General features: G+C 38.3%; 21 protein-coding genes. 8 read left to right on the top strand and 13 right to left on the bottom strand.

The window, feature by feature from the left end; genetic code table 11:
* The gene (locus ND2E_RS11885; protein ID WP_033093658.1) at nt 1–783 is read right to left on the bottom strand and encodes a ComF family protein; all 783 of its coding nucleotides are present in this window, start codon (nt 781–783) and stop codon (nt 1–3) included.
* 71 nt (nt 784–854) lie between these two features.
* Here ND2E_RS11885 and bioH point away from each other — a divergent pair, with 71 nt between their 5' ends.
* The 3 genes from bioH (at nt 855) to ND2E_RS11900 (ending at nt 3,119) form a co-directional block, all read left to right on the top strand.
* Nucleotides 855–1,676 carry a pimeloyl-ACP methyl ester esterase BioH gene (gene bioH / locus ND2E_RS11890; RefSeq protein ID WP_033093758.1) on the top strand — a complete coding sequence of 274 codons (822 nt, stop codon included), beginning with the start codon at nt 855–857 and terminating at the stop codon, nt 1,674–1,676.
* Nucleotides 1,677–1,782: 106 nt separating this feature from the next.
* Nucleotides 1,783–2,085 (top strand): hypothetical protein, encoded by a 303-nt coding sequence (locus ND2E_RS11895; protein ID WP_033093657.1) that lies wholly within the window; start codon nt 1,783–1,785, stop codon nt 2,083–2,085.
* A 26-nt stretch (nt 2,086–2,111) separates the two neighbouring features.
* Nucleotides 2,112–3,119, top strand: coding sequence for a putative metalloprotease CJM1_0395 family protein (locus ND2E_RS11900; RefSeq protein WP_033093656.1), 1,008 nt, complete (start codon nt 2,112–2,114; stop codon nt 3,117–3,119).
* Nucleotides 3,120–3,125: 6 nt separating this feature from the next.
* Here the strand turns inward: ND2E_RS11900 and ND2E_RS11905 are convergent, their stop codons facing one another.
* The gene (locus tag ND2E_RS11905; protein WP_033093655.1) at nt 3,126–3,782 is read right to left on the bottom strand and encodes a TetR/AcrR family transcriptional regulator; all 657 of its coding nucleotides are present in this window, start codon (nt 3,780–3,782) and stop codon (nt 3,126–3,128) included.
* A 237-nt stretch (nt 3,783–4,019) separates the two neighbouring features.
* Between ND2E_RS11905 and coaD the strand changes: the two genes are divergently transcribed.
* Entirely contained in the window at nt 4,020–4,499 is a 480-nt protein-coding gene (gene coaD / locus ND2E_RS11910; RefSeq protein WP_033093654.1) for a pantetheine-phosphate adenylyltransferase, read from the top strand.
* Here coaD and mutM read toward each other — a convergent pair.
* The 8 genes from mutM to radC all read right to left on the bottom strand — a co-directional run bounded on the left by mutM (nt 4,496) and on the right by radC (nt 9,358).
* The gene (mutM, locus tag ND2E_RS11915) at nt 4,496–5,311 is read right to left on the bottom strand and encodes a bifunctional DNA-formamidopyrimidine glycosylase/DNA-(apurinic or apyrimidinic site) lyase (protein ID WP_033093653.1); all 816 of its coding nucleotides are present in this window, start codon (nt 5,309–5,311) and stop codon (nt 4,496–4,498) included. The genes coaD and mutM overlap by 4 nt on opposite strands.
* Nucleotides 5,312–5,346: 35 nt before the next feature.
* Nucleotides 5,347–5,862, bottom strand: coding sequence for a hypothetical protein (locus tag ND2E_RS11920; protein ID WP_033093652.1), 516 nt, complete (start codon nt 5,860–5,862; stop codon nt 5,347–5,349).
* Between the two features lie 473 nt (nt 5,863–6,335).
* A complete protein-coding gene (gene rpmG, locus ND2E_RS11925; protein WP_011041084.1) occupies nt 6,336–6,491 on the bottom strand; it encodes a 50S ribosomal protein L33 in 156 nt (51 codons plus the stop codon).
* A gap of 24 nt (nt 6,492–6,515) precedes the next feature.
* Nucleotides 6,516–6,752, bottom strand: coding sequence for a 50S ribosomal protein L28 (gene rpmB, locus ND2E_RS11930; protein ID WP_033093651.1), 237 nt, complete (start codon nt 6,750–6,752; stop codon nt 6,516–6,518).
* A 259-nt stretch (nt 6,753–7,011) separates the two neighbouring features.
* Nucleotides 7,012–7,449: a hypothetical protein gene (locus tag ND2E_RS11935; protein WP_033093650.1), complete on the bottom strand. Its 438-nt coding sequence runs from the start codon at nt 7,447–7,449 to the stop codon at nt 7,012–7,014.
* The gene (locus ND2E_RS11940) at nt 7,436–8,104 is read right to left on the bottom strand and encodes an AAA family ATPase (protein WP_033093649.1); all 669 of its coding nucleotides are present in this window, start codon (nt 8,102–8,104) and stop codon (nt 7,436–7,438) included. The genes ND2E_RS11935 and ND2E_RS11940 overlap by 14 nt, the downstream gene beginning before the upstream one ends.
* Nucleotides 8,105–8,210: 106 nt before the next feature.
* Nucleotides 8,211–8,525, bottom strand: a complete 315-nt coding sequence (locus tag ND2E_RS11945; protein ID WP_033093648.1) for a PilZ domain-containing protein — start codon at nt 8,523–8,525, stop codon at nt 8,211–8,213.
* Nucleotides 8,526–8,620: 95 nt separating this feature from the next.
* Nucleotides 8,621–9,358, bottom strand: coding sequence for a RadC family protein (gene radC / locus ND2E_RS11950; protein WP_081962026.1), 738 nt, complete (start codon nt 9,356–9,358; stop codon nt 8,621–8,623).
* Nucleotides 9,359–9,482: 124 nt separating this feature from the next.
* Here radC and coaBC point away from each other — a divergent pair, with 124 nt between their 5' ends.
* The 4 genes from coaBC to ND2E_RS11970 all read left to right on the top strand — a co-directional run bounded on the left by coaBC (nt 9,483) and on the right by ND2E_RS11970 (nt 13,989).
* On the top strand, nt 9,483–10,694 hold the full coding sequence (gene coaBC, locus ND2E_RS11955; protein WP_033093647.1) for a bifunctional phosphopantothenoylcysteine decarboxylase/phosphopantothenate--cysteine ligase CoaBC: 1,212 nt from the start codon (nt 9,483–9,485) through the stop codon (nt 10,692–10,694).
* A gap of 62 nt (nt 10,695–10,756) precedes the next feature.
* On the top strand, nt 10,757–11,353 hold the full coding sequence (gene slmA / locus ND2E_RS11960) for a nucleoid occlusion factor SlmA (RefSeq protein ID WP_033093646.1): 597 nt from the start codon (nt 10,757–10,759) through the stop codon (nt 11,351–11,353).
* Nucleotides 11,354–11,496: 143 nt separating this feature from the next.
* Complete coding sequence (locus ND2E_RS11965; protein WP_033093645.1) at nt 11,497–12,960, top strand: aminoacyl-histidine dipeptidase; 1,464 nt, start codon at nt 11,497–11,499, stop codon at nt 12,958–12,960.
* A 369-nt stretch (nt 12,961–13,329) separates the two neighbouring features.
* Nucleotides 13,330–13,989 carry a response regulator transcription factor gene (locus ND2E_RS11970; RefSeq protein WP_033093644.1) on the top strand — a complete coding sequence of 220 codons (660 nt, stop codon included), beginning with the start codon at nt 13,330–13,332 and terminating at the stop codon, nt 13,987–13,989.
* Between the two features lie 107 nt (nt 13,990–14,096).
* On the opposite strand, the gene fre is transcribed toward ND2E_RS11970, so the two are convergent.
* The 3 genes from fre to rho form a co-directional block, all read right to left on the bottom strand.
* Nucleotides 14,097–14,816: an NAD(P)H-flavin reductase gene (fre, locus tag ND2E_RS11975; RefSeq protein WP_033093643.1), complete on the bottom strand. Its 720-nt coding sequence runs from the start codon at nt 14,814–14,816 to the stop codon at nt 14,097–14,099.
* Nucleotides 14,817–15,069: 253 nt separating this feature from the next.
* Complete coding sequence (gene ubiD, locus ND2E_RS11980) at nt 15,070–16,551, bottom strand: 4-hydroxy-3-polyprenylbenzoate decarboxylase (protein ID WP_033093642.1); 1,482 nt, start codon at nt 16,549–16,551, stop codon at nt 15,070–15,072.
* 84 nt (nt 16,552–16,635) lie between these two features.
* Complete coding sequence (gene rho, locus ND2E_RS11985; RefSeq protein ID WP_033093641.1) at nt 16,636–17,895, bottom strand: transcription termination factor Rho; 1,260 nt, start codon at nt 17,893–17,895, stop codon at nt 16,636–16,638.
* Nucleotides 17,896–18,093 lie beyond the last annotated feature (198 nt).

Raw genomic sequence — 18,093 nt, 5'->3', positions numbered from 1 at the left:
TTAACTAACAGCGACAACATGCTTCGTCCTATTAGGTAAGGCTAAACAAACCGTTACTAAGGTAACGGTTTTAACACCATTTTGTTTTAATATTTTGCTTATCTCACTTGCTGTGGTGCCTGTTGTCACAACATCATCAACGAGTAAAACATGTTTGACGTGACTTGCCAGCCCACTTCGTAGCACAAAGGCATTGGCTAAATTTTTACGTCGCTGACTACCTGTTTTCCCCATTTGACTGTCATTGTTTTTTATTCTTATTAGCATGTTTTCGTCATAAGGTAATGACAATTCGCTGGCAAATGATTTGGCAATAAGGTGTGCTTGGTTATAACCACGAGTCTGCCATTTTTTCACATGCAAGGGCACTGATAATACGATATCAATAGGAGAAATTGCTTGGTTTATAACACTTGCTTGCCATTGTGCGCAAAGCAGGGAGCTGAATAAATCGGCTAACTCAAAACGCCCTAAATATTTCATTTGGGCTAACCATTTATTAAAGGGATAAATATAAGGTGACAGTGCAAAGAGATTGTCAAAGTAGATATTGGGTAAAGCACGATGAATCGCAGGCCAACTGAGTAGGTTACCTGTAATCAAGTTTTGGTTGAAATAGGGCAAATCATTGATACAAGATTGACAAACAAGCGCCTGTGACAACGAATAACCCAATAGGTAACTAGTATTGACGTTTGCACCACACAAATCACAGCAACTAATATTTTTGAAGGTATCAATGAAGTAACGCTTAAACGTGTTTAACTCTAGCTTCCATGCCATATCACTTGCCTTTTGCTATGACCAAATTTGAGATACACTATCGGTCTGATTTTTATAGTGCAGTAATAAGCATGGCAAAAAGCTTAACAATTTCCACATTTCCTCCAAGCAATTCACTCAATAAAAATATAATTCCTATCGTACTTCTTCATGGTTGGGGGTTGAACTCAGGCGTTTGGCAACCGTTATTAGACTTATTCCAGGAAAATAATGAGAATAACTACCAACTAATTACGATTGACTTACCTGGCTTTGGTATCAATAGTTCTGTAGATATAGAGTCATACTCTTTAATAGATATTTGCTACTATATTGATCAAGTAATTGATCAACCAGCTATCTATCTTGGCTGGTCATTAGGTGGTTTAGTCGCAACAGAAATGTCTCTTAAGTACCCAGAAAAAGTACTGGCATTAATTAGTGTTGCCAGTAGCCCTTATTTTGTTGAACAAACCGACAATAATTGGCCAGGTATAAAAGAAAATGTATTAGCAAGCTTTCATCAGCAATTAGCTCAAGATACTGCAAAAACAATCAGCGGTTTTTTAAAAATCCAGGCAATGGGCAGTCCTCATATCCGACAGGATTTAAAGCTGATCACTCAATTAGTGATGGCACATGCGCTGCCGAGCCAGAAAATTCTGGCGGATTCATTAGCCCTATTAAGTCAGTGTGATTTGAGACAGCATTTATCGACTATCAAACAGCCTTTTTTACGCTTATACGGACATAATGATAGCTTAGTCCCCAAAGGTGTCATCGAACAGATTAATCACTTAGCACCCGATAGTGATCACTATTTATTTGAGCAAGCTTCCCATGCGCCATTTATTTCTCACCTTACAAATTTTCATCAGGTATTAGTCGCTTGGCTTGATTCACACTTCAAGTAATATCATAAATAAGCATTGGACTATGTTGGGGTAATTTCGCCTTTACTTTCCAACCATTTAGATTAATAATTAATCAACCTAGTTGATAAGTAAAAGAGGCTTACCTGTGGAAATACCTTCTGCAATAAATTCAGGCTTGCAAGGTTTACAAAGTGCCAGAGCAACAGCGGATCAAGCTGCTGCCGATATTGTCGCCAGTACGACTTCTAGTAATGAACCACAAAATAATTCTGCCGACAATATCGAGGTTAATACTGAAATAAATAATGCAAATAGCCATGCAGAGTTACCTGATTTAAACCAAGCAATTGTCAATTTGAAAGTGGCTGAATTCCAAGCAAAAGCTTCGACAGAAGTTATTAAAAGTGCTGATGATTCACTTGGCACCCTAATTGATGTAACTGCTTAAGCTTATTAGGTAATTAATATCTCCTTATGAACATTACCCCTCACACAGCAAGCTTACCCTTAGCCACAGTGGTCAATCCACCAACGGAAGGCTTGCGTCGTGAGAACCATCAACGAGAAATCATTACTCAAGTTACTGCGACTCACCCTTCCGTAGCTGAAAAAGGCGTCGCGTCAGACAAAGATAGAGCCCGTACACCCGCGCAAACTAATGAAGAAGTAGATTTTGCTACTTTGAGAAAACAGGCGGAACTTGCAGCTAGTTCTATTTCTGAGCAAGAAAGCTCAAAAGATGACCAACAAGGCCACTCTCAACAAAAGCAGGAAGATCAGGCTACTAATGCCAGCAGTAACTCCTCTGAGAATGATAAAGGGGATGAAAGTACTCAGCAAGTTAGCACTAATGAAAAAATAATTACTCAGTTACAGCAAAGAGATAAAGAAGTAAGAGCTCATGAGTTAGCACATGCAACGGCAGGCGGTGCTGCCACAGGGTCTCCTTCATATACTTTTGAAATAGGGCCTGATGGGAAAAAATATGCAACGGATGGGGAAGTTGCAGTCGACTTAAGTGTCGTTGCAGGCGACCCTCAAGCAACCATAATCAAGATGCAAAAAATACACGCGGCAGCAATGGCACCAACGAACCCATCAGCACAAGATACAAGGGTAGCAGCTAGCGCAGCACAAAATATACTCACGGCGCAATCAGAGTTATTAGCACTTAAAGATAATGCAGTCGAACAATCAAGTTTCGCAGATAAAAGCCTGAATAAAAAGACAAATGTTACTTCTGCATATGAAAACCATCATGATAAGATTAATGAGTTTGATGCATTAATTAATCAAACATTAACCGCACAAGAGGCTGTGATTTCTGACTCATCGGATCAAAAACTAGCCTCAAACCTAAGTATAAAGTCCGTACAAACAAACGAGGTTCTACAGCGCGCACAGCGTATTGAAAGCTATTACTTCAGTGTCAGTCAAGGTTATGAAAAACCTGATAACTTTCAATTCAAAATAACAGCATAACTACAATTAAGCTATTTCTGCTTCTTCACGATATCTTTGTTGATAAACATCACGAGCATGATTCAGCTCACTAATTGCATGCGCTTTGGTATAAGGACGTAAAATCACTAATATTTTAAGTACACCTTGGTAGAAAACTGAATCATTCACTTCATTTACTATCGTCTGAGTTTGATGAAAACTAACCCAGAAAGTATTAATAAGACGTAATATACTCACAATATCAGCTAACTCATCATCACTGAAGTCAATATAATCAGCAGCTCTTAATGAAATCAGCAGTTGACCAACACGCTCTGAAATAGACTGTTGTACTTCGACATATTTTTCCCGCAAGATCGGGTTTTTATCCAATAACACAGGTAAATTACTATAGAAGAAACGAAATTTCATGGTGGTTTGAAAAACAGAATCCATATACAAAACCAGTGAATCTAATGGTTTCACTTCTGAGGACACCTTTGGCAAAGTCTCTAATAGCAAGCTACGTGCATACTCTTCGTAAATAGATAAAATAATGTCTTCTTTATTACGGAAATGATAATACAGATTACCAGGGCTAATGGCTAAGTGAGCAGCGATATGATTGGTGGTAACATTACGCTCTCCTTGCTCATTAAATAATTCAATACTGGCTTGGATTATTTTATCGCGGGTTTTCATGCAGCTACTTCTTAATTTAATTTGATTAAAACTAGCACAATAATACTATCAAAATTCAGTATATATAAAGTGTTTTGAGTAAATACTTTAGTCTTTTTTGCTTTTTTATGTGATTAACTTTTCAATTTTGTTGATTCTCGATGGCTTAGCAACAAAATTGGAAGCATAAAGACTTGTCACTTCGTTGCTTATCCCATTACAATGACCAATATCAACCGTTAGAAAATACAGTAAAAAATGATGATAAGAGCTATATATCCAGGTACTTTTGATCCCGTAACGAATGGCCATAGTGACCTAATCGTTCGTGCCAGCAAATTATTTAGTGAGGTAATTATTGGTGTGGCTTCTAGCCCCAGTAAAAAACCTCGCTTTGATTTAGAGCAACGAGTTGCCATGCTTGAGCAAGTCACTCAGGATCTAACAAACGTAACGGTTGTTGGGTTTAGTGGTTTATTGGTCGATTTTGCTAAGCAATACCAAGCTAAAGTCCTTATTCGTGGTTTACGCGCTGTCTCTGATTTTGAATATGAATTTCAATTAGCCAACATGAATCGTCGCTTATCATCTGAACTTGAAAGCGTATTTCTAACGCCGGCAGAAGAGAATTCATTTATTTCATCAACCTTAGTAAAAGAAGTTGCCCTTCACCAAGGAGACGTTGGCCAGTTTGTTCATCCTGTAGTAAAAGCCGCCCTTGATAAAACCAACAGTTAATCTTGTTGGCAACTAGGGCAAAAAACAGAGCTGCGGTTAGACTGTCTAATCTCCTGTAATTTTGTTTGACACACCACACATGCTTCACCTGCCCGACCATAGACCATAAGAGATTGGGCAAAATAACCTGGGCGACCATCAGCTTGAGTAAAATCCTTAAGTGTAGTTCCGCCTTGAGTAATAGCAGAAGCCAATACTTTTTTGATAATAGTCGTTAAATTATTCATCCGTTGTTCATTGATATCCTTTGCTTTCGCTGTCGGTAAGATACCTGCTTGGAACAATGCTTCGTTAGCATAAATATTGCCAACCCCCACAACTACTCGGTTATTCATTAAAAAAGTCTTGATAGGGACATTGCGATTTTTTGCCTTATTAAACAAGTAACCTTCAGAAAAGCCATCACTCAATGGCTCGGGTCCCAGTTTAGTTAATAAACCAAGTTCATCTTGATCATTTGCTAACCAGAGAACTGCACCAAAGCGCCGAGGGTCATTTAACCGTAGACTCTCACCATGCTTAAAAACTAAATCAAAGTGGTCATGTTTAGCCACCGGTGTATCTTTTGCAATGACCCTAATAGTACCAGACATGCCTAAATGCAATAATAGTGTTCCTATCGAAAAGCGTAACAACAAATACTTTGCCCGTCGCTCAACTTTGAGTACTGGTAAACCCACAACAGAACAGACTTCATCAGGAATAGGCCAACGTAAGCGTCCATTACGAATAATGACCTCACTGACTTCTTGAGCAATCACATGAGGACTAATACCTAAGCGGCACACTTCTACTTCGGGCAATTCTGGCATAATTTCTTCTTCTGAATACTAAAAGTAAGCGTCACTTATTCATTGAGACCATACAAATTAACAGGTAACAGCTGTTGGGCTAACGTTGCAGGTAGCGCTAACCATAGCTTATCTTTTTGCTGATATACTAACAACTGATCATCTAACGGGTATAAAATGAAAGTCCTCACTTCTGACTCTCCTGCTAATGCAATGTTCACGGAAATACCTTGAGCACTATCAATCATAATTTCAGCTGCCTGCACTAGACCACTACTCTGTTGCCAAGCATACATCATCTGCTCAATTTGCTGTTCTGTTTTCTCTAATGTTATGCCTTTGGTAGTTAGCTGCCAAGTACGACCAACACGTTCTAATAACACGTACTGCTTCTCTGATAAGTCAATCGATAACGTTAAAATAACACTATGTTGCGGCAGAATTAATCGCTCACCATTAGTACTGCTTTCTTCGTTCGGAAACAGCTTATCGTTTGTCGCATTGATCAATATGATAATAATCATCACTGAAAAAATAATGACGTTGTTCCATCCGGTGCGAGATAATTTCATTTAAATAATTCCAATAAGCCTAATATATACGTCCCCTTTACCATGCAAAGTGCAAGATTTCTGTAGCAGTTTACATTGCTCCAGCTCTCTAATACATGCATCTTAATCGGTAACGGCTATATCATACTGAACTTTTCATTGAATAGCGCGAATAACTGCCATAGCATTCAAACATATGTACTCAATACTAACCCCATGACATTGCCTGCCACTCAGTGAGAATTAAGAGGCTCAGAGACAATGTAGTTGTTGAATAAAATGCTTATTCCCTTATCAAAATTAATGCCATAGCGTGTAGCCTTTTAAGCTCCCCTTGAGAGCTTGTCAGCCAAGCAATAATTGCACAAATTTGTTTGTGATAACTAGTCTGATTCAGCACTGAGATGGAAATGAATTTAGTGGAATTGGTATAACACTATTTTTCAGGCATAAAAAAACCCGGTAAACCGGGTTTTTTTTAGAAACAAAACTAATTACTTAATTTTAGCTTCTTTATAGATTACGTGCTTGCGAATGGTTGGATCAAACTTTTTGATTTCCATTTTTTCAGGCATAGTCTTTTTATTCTTATCAGTAGTATAAAAATGACCAGTACCAGCACTAGAAACTAAACGAATTTTATCGCGCATAATAATTTCCTTAAAATAAAGTTATTAAACTTTTTCGCCACGGGCACGGATGTCAGATAAGACTACATCAATACCTTTTTTATCGATAATACGCATTCCTTTCGGAGTTAAACGTAATTTAACGAAACGATTTTCACTCTCAACCCAAAAACGGTGAGATTGAAGGTTAGGTAAAAAACGACGACGAGTCGCGTTTCTTGCGTGAGAACGGTTGTTTCCAACCATTGGCACTTTGCCTGTTACTTGGCAAATTTTAGACATGTGAGTACTCCAATATTAATTTCAGCTCGAGCTATTTGTTCCCCAAGACCGTCGTCTCGGGATCCTGAAAAAGGTGGCATATTATAGAGAAACTGAATAACGAATACTAGTCTTTATAAAAAAATACTAAAGAAAGTATATTTGTTAAAAAAATTCATGCAGTTAAGTGGATAATATAAGGATAAAACGTATTGAAAATCTAAATTTTCGATTGAATTTTGTCTTCTTCATGGGTGAAAAGCCAACAAATCTATTAAAGTTAACCAATTCCAGATTGCAATAATTTCTGCAGCTTTTCATTTTGTTCTTTATTACATAACTCATCAATGAGAATGCGCAATATATGTGATTTAGCTAAGTCTGAATCTTCAGATAAAGCTTGAAGCTGCTCTATCGCTTCTTCACTAAGGGTAAAAGTTGCCCGTCTAAAGGGTTTAGCAACCCTCCCCTTATCACCTACTTTGCTCTTACTCGCTTGCTGATGCTCCATTTCAGTTAATTCAACATAACGCTTAGCTTCACTAATCGCTTGTTTCAGGCTAATTTTATGACCTAGCTGTTCACTGTTCGAGATTTCACTAACAATTTTAGGCATACCTTTTGCGTAATTTTCAGCATCAGAAATAAACTCATCAACGGTAAATTTTTTCTTTTTTATTCTGTGATCTTTGGTTTTCTTTAAATCAGTTAAACTCATGTGAATTATCCGGTTCCATCGCCAATATTTCTTCAGCAATAGACATCATTTCATTGGCAGCCTTACCCGCTGGGTCAATTTCAATAACAGAAGAACCTTGCTCTTCGCTATCATCATAAATATTTCGATTATAGGTTATGGCATCTAAGACATTAATACCATAAGATCTACAGACCTCTTTCGCTTCAAGAATTCGTCCTATTTGGTTTGGTAACGCTGGGCATTGTGTAATAACAAAAGAAGCTATCATTTTTGGGTTTACCATTTTGCAAGTACTGAGCATATCTTCCATATGGGGTACCGTTTTCAAATCACGTCTTTTAGGCCTTAAGGGGATAATTACATGATCTGCAACTGACATGGCTGCCCGCAAAGCTAGATTATCTTGACCACCACAATCGACAATAACAAAATCATAATGTTGCACTAAACTCAGTAAGTCATTACGAATCTTTCCATACAATTGAATGCAATTAATTGCCGGTAGTGAAGGGTCACTATTTCTGACTTGTATCCAATCAGATGTTGTTCTTTGCGGATCACAATCAACCATTAAAACAATTGCTTTTTTATTTCTGGCGAAATATACCGCTAAATTCTGAGCCAAGCAGCTTTTACCACTGCCACCTTTTTCGCCACCCACTAATATCATCATGTTTAATACCGTCCTTTACCACAATATAAATAACACCTTGCCGTGATAATTGTAGTCCACATATAGGAAAATGCTTTTACCTCAACAAGCCTAATATCTATTTAGCTTATTGAGCACCTTTATCTAGCGCTAGCCCTATTTCAAACCAGCCATTTTCTTGTTTGATACTTCGAAGCACTTTACTGTAAAGTCTTTGACTACTATCATTTGCTGATTGAAATACCACGGTTACGGAGGTATCAACCGGTATGTTTTGATCGCATTCTAATTTTAATCCACCACGAGCAAAGTCTATACAAGCAATTTTCTTATGCTGCTCTTGACCTTTTTCATCAGTCCAAAGAATATCTACCAACTCTTTTTCCATATCTAAACGAAACGATTTACGTCGGTCCGTTACATTTTTACTGCTATCGGTCATCAGATGATCCTTCTCTTCTTATTTGCACCAGAGTCTTTATAAAAGTAATTGCCTTTCCTATTTTTAGCAAATATTCAAACTTATAATCTGCAATATCAGGAAAGTTGATTGTGCTCAGCAAAAGAATAACATTGATGACCTGCGACAATAATATGGTCCAATACACGCACATCAATCAATTGTAGTGCTTGAATTAATTTATCTGTTATGTGTTTATCAGCAAGGCTTGCTTCAGCAATACCTGAGGGATGGTTGTGGGTTAAAATGACGGCTGCAGCATGATGTTTGAGTGCTTGTTCTACCACAACTCGAGGGTAGACTGCTGCAGCGTTAAGGGTACCAAAGAATAATCGTTCGAATATTAAAACTCTATGCTGATTATCTAAAAACAGTACCGCAAATATTTCTCGGCTCTCTAAACGCAACTCACTAAGTAAATAATCTCTTGTTGCCTGTGAGGAGCTGAGGGTACAAGTTTTTTCTTTGATTTCTTCTGCCAAGTAACGTTTAGACATTTCTAAACAAGCTTGCAATTGCACATATTTTGCTGTTCCGAGCCCATGTCTTGCACAAAAATCTTGCTGACTGGCCGAAAATATGGCGCTAAGGCTGCCGAAACTACTCAATAATTGCCTCGCAAGATCGACCACATTACTACCTTTTACACCTGTACGTAAAAATATAGCCAATAATTCAGCATCACTTAAGCTTGAAGAGCCTAAATTGAGCAATTTCTCTCGTGGCCTTTCCATTTCTGGCCAGTTTTTTAGGGCATTATTCTTTAACGTTGATTCATTTAACCTGGATTCTTTGAGCCTTGACTCTTTTAACATAAGTGCATCCTTGCTTTACATTTTTGCGCTAAGCAACCTTGCTTTTTTAGCAACTCTTATTTCTAAATAAAGCTAATAAATGTTATCTTATCGACCATATTGTTTACTTTAATATTAGCAGCTTATGCAAATTCTTCAGGACAAAAAAATAGTATTGGGTATTACAGGTGGTATCGCTGCCTACAAAACACCAGAATTAGTGCGTCGACTTAAAGACCAAGGCGCAGATGTACGTGTGGTAATGACCGACGGCGCAAAAGCTTTTATTACACCGTTAACTCTTCAAGCAGTCTCGGGCAACCACGTTTCAGATAGCTTACTAGATAGCCAAGCCGAATTGTCTATGGGACATATTGAACTGGCTAAATGGGCAGATTTAATTATTGTCGCGCCCGCTACTGCCGATATTATCGCCCGCATTACTGCTGGCATGGCGAATGATTTACTTTCAACGTTATGCTTAGCGACCAGCGCACCAATTGCCATAGCTCCTGCAATGAATCAGCAAATGTGGCATGCCAAAGCAACGCAAGCTAACATCACCACATTAAAGCAATGGGGGTTTCATATTTGGGGCCCAGGTGCTGGTGAACAAGCTTGTGGTGATGTCGGTTTAGGCCGTATGTTAGAAGTTGATGAATTAGTAACTTTAAGTAGTGATTTTTTTGTCGACAAATATTTACAAGGTCAGCATTGGGTGATTACTGCAGGACCAACACGTGAAGCAATAGATCCCGTTCGTTATATATCAAATCATAGCTCAGGAAAAATGGGCTATGCCATTGCTCATGCCGCATTGCGTGCTGGCGCTCAAGTAACGTTAATTTCTGGCCCCGTTAATATACCAGCTCCCGCAGGCTGTGAGCTGGTCCAAGTGACTAGTGCCGAGCAAATGCATCAACAAGCGTTAACTTATGTTTCACAGGCAACCACTTTTGTAGCCTGTGCAGCTGTAGCTGATTATCGAGTTGCCAATATTGCTGATGAGAAAATCAAAAAAGATAATGAACATATGCAAATAGCACTCGTTAAGAACCATGATATCGTTGCCGATGTTGCAAAATCAGCCCATAAACCTTTTATCGTCGGTTTTGCGGCAGAAACGCAAAATGTTGAACACTATGCACGTGGCAAGTTAATGCGTAAAAACTTGGATTTAATTGCTGCGAATGATGTTGCTAAGGCCGGTCAGGGGTTTAACAGTGATGATAATGCGTTAACCCTTTATAGTGCGATAGATAAAATTGAAATACCGCTAGCCAATAAGCAAATTGTTGCTAAACAGCTAGTATCTTTAATCAATCAGCATTACTTAGCCAAAAACACTGAGAAATAAGGTAATTAAATTTACTTTTTAGACTTGATGGATAAAACAATCACAGTAGAGAATATTTTTATATGGTCGCAACACAAAATAAAACCCCAAAGCCAAACCGTAAACACCAAATATTAGAATCCTTAGCGTTAATGTTACAAAACTGTCCTGGGCAGCGTATCACTACCGCGAAGCTAGCTGCAGAAGTTGGCTTTTCAGAAGCCGCCTTGTATCGACACTTCCCATCAAAAGCGCGTATGTTTGAAGGTTTAATCGACTTTATTGAAGAATCCATTTTTTCACGAATTAATTTAATTCTAGCCGACCATAAAGAAGCGCTCGTTCGTTGCCATCACATATTACACGTTTTATTAGTTTTTGCAGAACGCAACCCTGGTATGTGCCGTATATTAGCGGGAGATGCATTGATGGGTGAAAATGAACGACTACGCGGCAGAGTTCACCAGCTTTTTGAAAAGTTAGAATCTCAATTTAAGCAAGTATTGCGTGAACGAAAACTACGTGAAGGTAAAACCTTTACCATTAATGAAGCAGCGTTAGCGAGTTTATTAGTGTCTTTCGCTGAAGGCAAAATCAGTCAATATGTTCGATCTGGCTACAGTAAAAAGCCAAGTACAGACTTTAATGAACAGTGGCAATTTTTGATGGCCAACAAGTAATTCCCATAATCATCTAACGAGCGGCAGCAATCATTTACAATGTGGCTTCAATTGAACTAGCTCAAACACTCTGAAACATGCATCTTGATTGATAACGGGTATATACTATTTATAGTCAACAAATTACAAACCAGAGGAAAATAATGAGTACTCTCTCACAGTTAAAGCCTGCCAGTTTATGGCAATTATTTGAAAAAATTTGCAGTATTCCACACCCATCTAAACATGAACAAAAAATATCTTTATGGATCCAAGACTGGGCTCAAGAGCTTGGCTTAGCTATTAAAGAAGATGCGGTAGGCAATTTATTTATTAAGAAACCAGCAACCGCTGGCATGGAAGATCGTAAAGGCATAATTTTGCAAGCACATATGGATATGGTGCCGCAGAAAAATAATGACACTGACCATGACTTTATAACCGACCCCATTAAACCTTATATTATCGATTCTGGCGACTGGGTAACAGCAGAAGGCACAACATTAGGCGCAGATAATGGCGTAGGCTTAGCTTCAGCATTAGCTGTTTTAGCGAGTGATGATATTCCGCACGGTCCATTAGAAGTACTAGTAACTATTGATGAAGAAGCTGGGATGACTGGCGCTTTTGGCTTAGAAGCTGGCTGGCTTGATGGCGATATATTGATTAACACCGATTCAGAACAAGAAGGTGAAGTTTATATGGGTTGTGCTGGTGGCATTGATGGTAATGCTACCTTTACACTGACCCTTGAAGATGTACCTAGCAATTATCAAGCGTTTAATTTATCTATATCGGGTCTAAAAGGGGGGCATTCTGGTGTTGATATTCATACTGGACGCGCCAATGCAAACAAGTTATTAGTACGATTCTTATTAAATGCCAGCATTGATTTTGATATTAGGCTTACAGAGCTAAATGGTGGCAGTTTACGTAATGCAATTCCACGAGAAGCTAACGCTAGTTTTGTTGTTGCAAAAGAGAAAGTCGACGCATTAAAAGCAGCATTAGCTGACTATCTTACCACTATCAGTGCTAATTTAGCGGCCATTGAAACCGATATCGATATGTTATTGATTTCACCTGAAGACTTCGAGCAATGTTGGACGAACTCAACACAAGCTGCAATTTTACGCGCGCTAAATGCATGCCCTAATGGCGTCATTCGTATGAGCGATGATATTGAAGGCATTGTTGAAACATCACTAAACCTAGGGGTTATCCATACCCGTGGCAGCAAACTTAATGCCATGGTATTAATACGTAGCTTGCATGACGATGGCCGTTTAGAAACTGAAAGAATGGTACAATCTGTCTTTGAACTTGCCGGCGCCAGCGTTGTTTTTTCAGGTGCTTATCCGGGCTGGAAGCCTAATACTGATTCAGCAATAATGCAGACTGTACGAGATACTTACGAAAGTATATTTCATAAAGTACCTGAGGTAATGGTAATCCATGCTGGTTTAGAGTGTGGCTTATTCAAGACTGCCTACCCGCATTGGGATATGGTATCTATAGGACCAACAATTAAATTTCCTCACTCGCCAGATGAAAAAATTGAAATCTCAACTGTTGAGCAATATTGGCAATTGTTAGTGACTGTATTAGCTAATATTCCAAAAAAATAGATGGCTAAAGATTGGTAATTGATAACTAAAGTAATCAATTACCAATCTTAAAACAAGCGCCTTACAACCTGATAATAATCCGATAAATTTATGTGCTGGTGATAGGCACGCGCAAAGAGCCTCGTTTCTGTTAACAGATATTGTCTATAAATTAATATCAAACAATTTTCTCATGAATTAATACTCGCCCATTCAAAAAACTTTTGCATCTGAAAGATCAACCACTCTTCGCATTTCCAATGGATATAAAGTTAATAAGAAGCATTACAACTTTATGTTTTAACAGACTATACTAACTATTGACAACTAAGCTTTGTTATTAAAAATTTTTCCGTTAGAATGGAGTAATCTTTCCTTAGGATACTTGTTATGATTCAGCCAGAAAAAATAATAATAGCTGACGATCATCCCTTATTTAGACAAGCTTTATTAGGGACATTAAAGGCCAAACTAACTTATACCGTGTGGCTTGAAGCGCAAACAATAGAAGAGCTTGAACAACAACTCGCAAACAATAGCGATAGTGATTTACTCTTACTCGATCTCAATATTCCAGGCGCTCATGGCTTTAATACGCTAATCCATGTTCGAAATCACTTCCCACAAATTCCGGTAGTTATCGTATCTGCTCATGAAGATCATGACACTATTAGCAAGGCAATGTCATACGGTGCCGCTGGTTTTGTACCAAAATCGACTCCCGTTGATGACATCTACTCTGCTATTGTGGCTGTCTTGTCTGGAGGTACTTGGTTACCTGATTCTTTTGAACAAAAGCAACAGGATAACAACGACAGTGAAATTGCTGAACGCGTTGCTAGTTTAACTCAACAGCAATATCGAATATTAATGATGTTCGCACAAGGTATGCTAAATAAACAAATCGCTTATGATTTGAATGTATCAGAAGCGACAATCAAAGCACATGCGACGGCTATCTTTAGAAAACTAGACGTTCGAAATCGCACACAAGCAGTGATTGCTATCGCTCAGTTAAATTTAACTGAAGCAGGATTTAATGAGAGTTGATAGAGTTACAGTATTTGTTAAAAAGTCATATTTACAGACTTGCTATTGTAGATAAAAAAACACGTCAATGATAACTCATTAACGTGTTTTTTGTTGGCCCTTAATCACTAAATGAAAGCAAAGGCATCTGCATACATGTGCTCTAATAACGCACCATGTTCAACAAAGTCACTACGAATAGCGCCAACCATATCAAACCGTCCCGCCAAGTAGATATCATAGGGTTCAAAACTGACAATATCATGCATAGCTGCTTGATGAACTAAGCCAGTCTTTCCTTGCCATGGATTTTCATTCGCTTCATTAATATTCTCAATCACTGGAATAAAATTGGCGTAAGGAAGCTCACCAATAGTAGCAATCGTTTTTTCTAGTTCATAGACAGCGCTTTCTTCACGTAATCCCCAGTAGACCATGATATGACGTTGCGACTTTTGCTCTGCTAAATATTCAAACATCGATTTGATATAAGAAAATCCAGTACCACCAGCAAGTAGTAATAATGGTCGTTCACTCTCAGTACGTAATTGCGCATGACCTAAAGGAATTTCAATGGTTACCGCCTCACCACTGGTATGGCTAGCCTTAATACACTCAATCACTTGCATAGGATAACTATCAGCAACAAAAGCACCTATTTGAAGTTCAATTAACTCGCTATTTGGTGAACTAGCAATTGAAAACGGACGCTTATCCTCATCGCTCATAATAAAGTTCAAATATTGACCAGCAATAAAATCAACCTTCTCATCAGGTTTTAATAGTACTTTATAAACATGAGGCGTTAACGATGATAACGACTGTATTTGACAACTAACTGTTTTCATTTTTTAACCTTTTCTACTTTATTAGTGATTTCTCGTCAGTAACCTAATTCATTGTGCCAATAAGTAATACGACTAATCGGGCTAATTTGGTGGTCACTTAGCAAGAATGAATCCGCTTGGTATACGCTAAAATTGCTAGTGTATTTAATTATATACCCGTTATAAAACAAAATGCAGGATTTCAGTAATTATTGAGTTAGCTTAAGCTCACCGAAATTTGTATTTTATTAGATAGCAAGCTTCACTAGCATGTTTATAAAATATCTAATTCATCCCAAAGTTCATCAACTTGGTTTTTTATTTCCTGGGTCATCTCAATGGGTTCGCCCCACTCACGATCTGTTTCACCAGGCCACTTATTGGTTGCATCCATGCCCATTTTAGAGCCGAGGCCGGAGACAGGAGATGCAAAATCAAGATAATCGATTGGCGTATTTTCTATTAAAACAGTATCGCGACTCGGGTCCATACGCGTGGTCATTGCCCAGATAACATCTTCCCAATTTCTGGCATTAACATCATCATCACATACTATCACGAACTTGGTATACATGAATTGTCGTAAAAACGACCATACTCCCATCATTACGCGCTTTGCATGACCCGCATATTGTTTTTTAATCGTCACAACAGCTAACCGATATGAGCAACCTTCAGGCGGTAAATAGAAGTCCTGAATCTCAGGAAATTGCTTTTGTAAAATAGGAACAAAGACCTCATTAAGGGCAACGCCTAAAATTGCAGGTTCATCAGGCGGTCTTCCGGTATAGGTACTGTGATAGATAGCCTCTTTACGCATAGTGATATGCGTCACCGTCATAACGGGAAAGTTATCTACTTCATTATAATACCCCGTATGATCACCATAAGGTCCCTCTGGTGCCATTTCATCAGGATCTAAATAACCTTCTAAAATAATCTCTGCTGTAGCTGGAACTTCTAAATCATTACTGATTGATTTAGCTACCTCAGTTTTTGCACCACGCAATAAACCGGCAAATGCGTACTCAGAGAGCGTATCTGGTACCGGTGTTACCGCACCTAAAATAGTGGCAGGGTCTGCGCCTAAAGCGACGGAAACCGGATATTTTTCACCCGGATTTTCTTTTTTAAACTCTTGAAAATCAATAGCACCACCACGATGTGATAACCACCTCATAATAACTTTGTTTTTATCAAGAACTTGTTGTCGATAAATACCGAGATTTTGACGTTCTTTATGTGGGCCTCTGGTAACCGTTAATCCCCAAGTAATCAGTGGCGCTACATCGCCAGGCCAGCAATTTTGTATAGGCAATTTAGTTAGATCAACATCATCACCTGTGAGTACAATTTGCTGACATAAAGGCTTTTTAATGACCTTTACCGGCATATTCAATACCTGCTTATATACAGGTATCTTACCTAAAGCATCACGAAAACCTTTTGGGGGCTCAGGCTCTTTTAACATAGCTAACAACTTGCCAACATCGCGTAAAGCGCTGACATCTTTTTGGCCCATAGCTAAAGCGACTCGGTCAGGAGTACCAAAAAGATTAGTAAGTACTGGCATACCATAAGATTCGCCATTTTCATTGACAACATTTTCAAAAAGCAATGCAGGCCCTTTAGCTCTCAGTGTTCTATCACTGATCTCTGTCATTGTTAAATAAGTCGATATCGGCTGAGTAATACGTTTAAGTTGGCCTATTTTCTCAAGCTGACTAATAAAGTCTCTTAAATCACTATATTTCATATAAGTTACCAGGAAGAGGTAAAATAAAAAAACCAGTCATTAGACTGGTTTTCATCAATTAAGGTTATTCAATTAATGCCGCGATTATTTACGCTTCATTGAATCAAAAAACTCATCGTTAGTTTTGGTCATGGCAAGTTTGTCGATTAGGAATTCAATTGAACCTATTTCATCCATTTCATGAACTATCTTACGTAAAATCCACATTTTTTGTAATTCATCAGGTTTAGTAATAAGCTCTTCACGACGTGTACCACTGCGGTTAATGTTTATAGCAGGGAAAACACGTTTTTCAGAAATTTTACGTGACAGGTGTAATTCCATATTACCTGTACCTTTGAATTCTTCGTAGATAACTTCATCCATTTTAGAGCCAGTTTCCACTAAGGCTGTAGCAATAATAGTCAAACTACCGCCTTCTTCAATATTTCGAGCTGCACCAAAGAAACGTTTTGGACGATGCAGAGCATTAGCATCAACACCACCTGTTAGGATTTTACCTGATGATGGTATTACTGTGTTATAAGCACGCGCTAAACGGGTAATTGAATCAAGTAAAATAACCACGTCTTTTTTGTGTTCAACTAAACGTTTTGCTTTTTCAATCACCATCTCAGCCACTTGTACATGACGACTGGCAGGTTCATCGAACGTTGATGCGATAACTTCACCTTTCACAAGGCGTTGCATTTCAGTTACTTCTTCTGGACGTTCATCAATTAACAATACCATTAATTCAGCGTCTGGATGATTATGCGCGATACTTTGGGCAATGTTTTGAAGTAGAAGCGTTTTACCTGCTTTTGGTGGCGCAACGATTAAACCACGTTGTCCTTTACCTATTGGTGAGGCTAAATCTAAAACACGTGCAGTGATATCTTCAGTTGAACCATTGCCACGCGCCATTGATAAACGGTTTGTTGGGTGAATAGGTGTTAAGTTTTCAAATAAAATCTTATTGCGAGTATTTTCTGGTCGGTCAAAATTAACTTCAGTTACTTTTAATAAGGCAAAGTAACGTTCGCCTTTTTTCGGTGAACGAATTTTACCTTGGATGGTATCACCTGTGCGCATACTAAAGCGTCTAATTTGGCTCGGTGATACATAAATATCATCTGGCCCTGCTAAGTATGAAGAATCTGCTGAGCGTAAGAAACCAAAACCATCTTGTAAAATCTCTAAAACACCGCCGCCGAAAATATCATTATCGCCTTCAGCATGTGCTTTTAAAATAGCAAAAATTATGTCTTGTTTGCGTGTTCTAGCAAGGTTTTCAAGCTTCATTGTCGCGGCAAGCGCAACCAATTCATTAATGGATTTTTCTTTCAGTTCGGTAAGGTTCATAGGGGGTTTCTTAAACTATTTTAAGTGACAGTGCCTTTGGCGATTGCCGACACTAGTATGTTTTTAATATTTTTTATAATGAGAATAGAGATAAAGCGATGTTATTTTGTACTCAGGTGGTAAATTTAGCACTAAAATTTGATTAGGTAAAGCCAGAAAAAAAAATGTAAGTAAATATTTTACCTGTAAAACAAAAAA

It is taken from the genome of Colwellia psychrerythraea, from assembly GCF_000764225.1.
Lineage (GTDB): Bacteria > Pseudomonadota > Gammaproteobacteria > Enterobacterales > Alteromonadaceae > Colwellia > Colwellia psychrerythraea_D.
This window is presented reverse-complemented; position numbering and strand designations above follow the sequence as displayed.

Bases quoted from the DNA above. Each gene is read 5' to 3' on its own strand.
- rpmG (WP_011041084.1), bottom strand. From the start codon at position 6,491: ATGCGCGATAAAATTCGTTTAGTTTCTAGTGCTGGTACTGGTCATTTT.
- ubiD (WP_033093642.1), bottom strand. From the start codon at position 16,551: ATGAAATATAGTGATTTAAGAGACTTTATTAGTCAGCTTGAGAAAATA.
- rpmB (WP_033093651.1), bottom strand. From the start codon at position 6,752: ATGTCTAAAATTTGCCAAGTAACAGGCAAAGTGCCAATGGTTGGAAAC.
- coaBC (WP_033093647.1), top strand. From the start codon at position 9,483: ATGCAAATTCTTCAGGACAAAAAAATAGTATTGGGTATTACAGGTGGT.
- ND2E_RS11945 (WP_033093648.1), bottom strand. From the start codon at position 8,525: ATGACCGATAGCAGTAAAAATGTAACGGACCGACGTAAATCGTTTCGT.
- ND2E_RS11940 (WP_033093649.1), bottom strand. From the start codon at position 8,104: ATGATGATATTAGTGGGTGGCGAAAAAGGTGGCAGTGGTAAAAGCTGC.
- radC (WP_081962026.1), bottom strand. From the start codon at position 9,358: ATGTTAAAAGAGTCAAGGCTCAAAGAATCCAGGTTAAATGAATCAACG.
- ND2E_RS11905 (WP_033093655.1), bottom strand. From the start codon at position 3,782: ATGAAAACCCGCGATAAAATAATCCAAGCCAGTATTGAATTATTTAAT.
- mutM (WP_033093653.1), bottom strand. From the start codon at position 5,311: ATGCCAGAATTGCCCGAAGTAGAAGTGTGCCGCTTAGGTATTAGTCCT.
- coaD (WP_033093654.1), top strand. From the start codon at position 4,020: ATGATGATAAGAGCTATATATCCAGGTACTTTTGATCCCGTAACGAAT.
- slmA (WP_033093646.1), top strand. From the start codon at position 10,757: ATGGTCGCAACACAAAATAAAACCCCAAAGCCAAACCGTAAACACCAA.
- ND2E_RS11920 (WP_033093652.1), bottom strand. From the start codon at position 5,862: ATGAAATTATCTCGCACCGGATGGAACAACGTCATTATTTTTTCAGTG.
- ND2E_RS11885 (WP_033093658.1), bottom strand. From the start codon at position 783: ATGGCATGGAAGCTAGAGTTAAACACGTTTAAGCGTTACTTCATTGAT.
- ND2E_RS11965 (WP_033093645.1), top strand. From the start codon at position 11,497: ATGAGTACTCTCTCACAGTTAAAGCCTGCCAGTTTATGGCAATTATTT.
- ND2E_RS11935 (WP_033093650.1), bottom strand. From the start codon at position 7,449: ATGAGTTTAACTGATTTAAAGAAAACCAAAGATCACAGAATAAAAAAG.
- fre (WP_033093643.1), bottom strand. From the start codon at position 14,816: ATGAAAACAGTTAGTTGTCAAATACAGTCGTTATCATCGTTAACGCCT.
- ND2E_RS11900 (WP_033093656.1), top strand. From the start codon at position 2,112: ATGAACATTACCCCTCACACAGCAAGCTTACCCTTAGCCACAGTGGTC.
- rho (WP_033093641.1), bottom strand. From the start codon at position 17,895: ATGAACCTTACCGAACTGAAAGAAAAATCCATTAATGAATTGGTTGCG.
- bioH (WP_033093758.1), top strand. From the start codon at position 855: ATGGCAAAAAGCTTAACAATTTCCACATTTCCTCCAAGCAATTCACTC.
- ND2E_RS11970 (WP_033093644.1), top strand. From the start codon at position 13,330: ATGATTCAGCCAGAAAAAATAATAATAGCTGACGATCATCCCTTATTT.